Source organism: Pseudomonas rossensis (genome assembly GCF_039888995.1).
GTDB classification, from domain to species: Bacteria; Pseudomonadota; Gammaproteobacteria; order Pseudomonadales; family Pseudomonadaceae; genus Aquipseudomonas; species Aquipseudomonas rossensis.
In genome coordinates this window covers 1-3,235 of the sequence record NZ_JBBWCB010000260.1, presented here as the reverse complement: position 1 = coordinate 3,235, position 3,235 = coordinate 1, and the positions used below count along the sequence as shown (strand labels likewise).

Genomic DNA, 3,235 nt, shown 5'->3' with positions numbered 1-3,235 from the left:
GCCTTATGTGTGATGAATTTCCCGATCCTTGGTTTCCGGCAGGAAGACCGTGCCAAGAATGGCCGTCATCACGGCGATGACGATGGGGTACCACAACCCGTAGTAGATATCACCGGTGGCCGCCACCATGGCAAACGCTACCGTGGGCAGAAAGCCGCCGAACCAGCCGTTGCCGATGTGGTAGGGCAGCGACATCGAGGTGTAGCGGATGCGCGCCGGGAACAGTTCCACCAGCCAGGCGGCGATCGGGCCGTAGACCATGGTCACGTAGATCACCAGGATGGTCAGGAGCAGCAGCACCATTGGGTAGTTGGTCTTGGCCGGGTCGGCTTTCTCGGGGTAGCCGGCGTCCTTGAGCGCGGTGCCGAGGGTGGCGGCGAAGGCGTCGTTCTTGGCCTTGAAGTCGGCGCCCGGCATGCCGGTGCCCTCGAAGCTCTGGATCACCTTGTCGCCGATGCGGACCTGCGCGACGGCGCCCGGTTCGGCCTTCTCGTTCTTGTAGGGTATGGCCCTCTTCGCAAGCACAGTCTTGGCGAGGTCGCAGGAGCTGGTGAATTTGGCCTTGCCTACCGGGTCGAACTGGAACGAGCACTGGTCGGGATCGGCGACCACAGTGACCGGGTTCTTCTCCTGCGCGATGAACACGTCGGGGTTACCGTATTGGGTCAACGCATGGAAGATCGGGAAGTAGGTCAGCGCCGCGAGGATGCAGCCGGCCATGATGATCCCTTTGCGGCCGATGCGGTCGGACAGGCTGCCGAATATGACGAAGAACGGCGTGCCGATCAGCAAAGAGCCGGCAATCAGCAAGTTGGCGGTCTGCGGTTCGATCTTCAGCGTCTGCAGCAGGAAGAACAGCGCGTAGAACTGCCCGGTGTACCAGACGACGGCCTGGCCGGCAGTGCCGCCGAGCAGGGCCATGATCACGATTTTGAGGTTGTCCCAGCGGGCGAAGGATTCGGTCAGCGGCGCCTTGGAGGACTTGCCTTCGGCTTTCATCTTCAAGAACACCGGCGACTCGCTGAGTTGCAGGCGGATGTACACCGAGATGATCAGCAGCAGGATCGACAGCAGGAACGGAATCCGCCAGCCCCAGGCCTCGAAGGCTTCTGTGCCGAGGACCGTGCGGCAGGCGAGGATCACCAGCAGCGAGAGAAACAGCCCAAGGGTTGCAGTGGTTTGAATCCACGAGGTGAAGTAGCCGCGTTTGCCTTTCGGTGCATGCTCGGCGACGTAGGTCGCCGCGCCGCCGTACTCACCGCCCAGGGCCAGGCCTTGCAGCAGGCGCAGGGTGATCAGGATGATCGGCGCTGCCACGCCGATGGTCGCGTAGCCGGGCAAAAAACCCACGACGGCGGTAGAGATACCCATGATCACGATGGTGATGAGAAAGGTGTGTTTGCGCCCGATCATGTCGCCCAGGCGGCCGAACACGATGGCGCCGAAGGGGCGTACCGCGAAGCCCGCGGCGAACGCGAGCAGCGCGAAGATGAAGGACGTTGTCTCATTGACGCCGGCGAAGAAGTGCTTCGCAATGATCGCAGCGAGAGACCCATAAAGGTAGAAGTCGTACCACTCGAACACGGTGCCCAGGGACGAGGCGAAAATGACCTTGCGCTCCTCCTTGGTCATCCCGTGGTGGGGCGCGCTGCCCGTGGATGTGTTGTCGATTGCGGCCATGAGTCTTCTCCGTCGTTCTTGTTATAGGCCGGAGTACCTCGTTACCTTTTTGCCGCACCCAGGCCCTGGGGCTGATGTCGTCGGATTACTGATTGCGCGAAGCATGCACACAGGCTGACGGCCTCGCATCGCTGCAAGGTCTCCTGAAGCATAATCGGCTTCGCGCAGATATCCACTCGCCATCACGTTCACCCCCGGGCTGATTCCCCAATGTGAGCTGCATAGCGACCCGTCGCATCAATGGTTTCGGGCATTTATTGTAGCCGCGGTGTGAAGACTCAAGTCTTGATCACGTACCCATAGGCTCGAATGCGACCACCTTCCTGTTTCAAGTACACGCCCTGGAGTTCCGGCGTGAAGCCAGGCAGTGAGTTGATACCTTCCTCCAGCGCCAGGAAGTATTTGAGCACCGCACCGCCCCATATTTCCCCGGGCACCAGGCAGAGCACGCCGGGTGGATAGGGAAGCGCACCTTCGGCAGCGAAGCGACCCTCCGCGTCTGCCAGCGCCACCAGTTCGACGTTGCCACGGGTGAATTCGAACTGTGCTGCCTGCGGGTTCATCGCCTTTTTCGGGAAGTGTTCCTTGCGGAACATTGCCTTCTGCAATTGCTGGACGTTGTGGGTGCGGTAGAGGTCGTGCATCTCCTGGCAGAGTTGGCGAATGGTGTAGTTGCGGTAGCGCTCCTGGTGCTGCGCATAGATGGCCGGCAACACCCGGCTCATCGGCGCGTCATCACTGATGAAGCGTTCAAAACGCGCGATCTGTGCGGCGAGATGAGTCATCTTCGCCCAGTCTTCGGCAGGGGTGAGCAGGAACAGAATCGAGTTCAGGTCGCACTTTTCCGGAACGATGCCATTCTCCCGCAGGAAGTTGGCAAGGATGCCGGCATGGATACCGAAGTCGGTGTAACTGCCATCGACGGGATCGATACCGGGCGTTGTGAACAGCAACTTGCAGGGGTCGATGAAGTATTGCTTGTCGGCGTAACCGCTGAAGGCATGCCAGCGATCCTTCGGATGGAATTCGAAAAACCGGATGTCGTTGGCGATGTCCTCAGTCGGATGGTCCTGCCAGGGGCGACCGTCAATGGTGTCCGGCACGAAAGGGCGAACCATGGTGCACGCTTCCAGAATCAATTTGCGCGCGTCGATGCCGAACTTCACACAGTCTTCCCACAGGCGCAGGCCACTGCGGCCGGAATGGATGCGCGCGTTCACATCCAGTGAGGCGAACAGCGGGTAAAACGGGCTGGTAGAGGCTTGGGCCATGAAGGCGTTGTTCAGCCGTGCATGGTTGCAATAACGGGCCTGGCCTTTGATATGGCGATCTTTCTTGTGGATCTGCGACGCCTGGGAAAACCCCGCCTGCTGTTTGTGCACCGATTGAGTGACAAAGATACCGGGGTCGTTCTCGTGCAGGTCGAGCAGCAGCGGCGAGCAATCCTTCATCATCGGGATGAACTGTTCGTAGCCCACCCACGCCGAGTCAAACAGGATGTAGTCGCACAGTTTGCCGATGCGATCGACGACTTGTCTGGCGTTGTAAATGGTGC

General features: G+C 60.2%; 2 protein-coding genes. Both read right to left on the bottom strand.

Annotation, left to right across the window (positions count from 1 at the left end):
• Positions 1-3: 3 nt before the first annotated feature.
• Positions 4-1,680, bottom strand: coding sequence for an MFS transporter (locus WLY71_RS30155; RefSeq protein WP_347806489.1), 1,677 nt, complete (start codon positions 1,678-1,680; stop codon positions 4-6).
• A gap of 278 nt (positions 1,681-1,958) precedes the next feature.
• The coding region (speC, locus tag WLY71_RS30150; RefSeq protein WP_347806488.1) for an ornithine decarboxylase at positions 1,959-3,235 on the bottom strand (1,277 nt) is incomplete at its 5' end.

What these genes read in the sequence shown, in the direction of transcription:
- WLY71_RS30155 (WP_347806489.1), bottom strand. Translation starts at nt 1,680, where the DNA reads ATGGCCGCAATCGACAACACATCCACGGGCAGCGCGCCCCACCACGGG.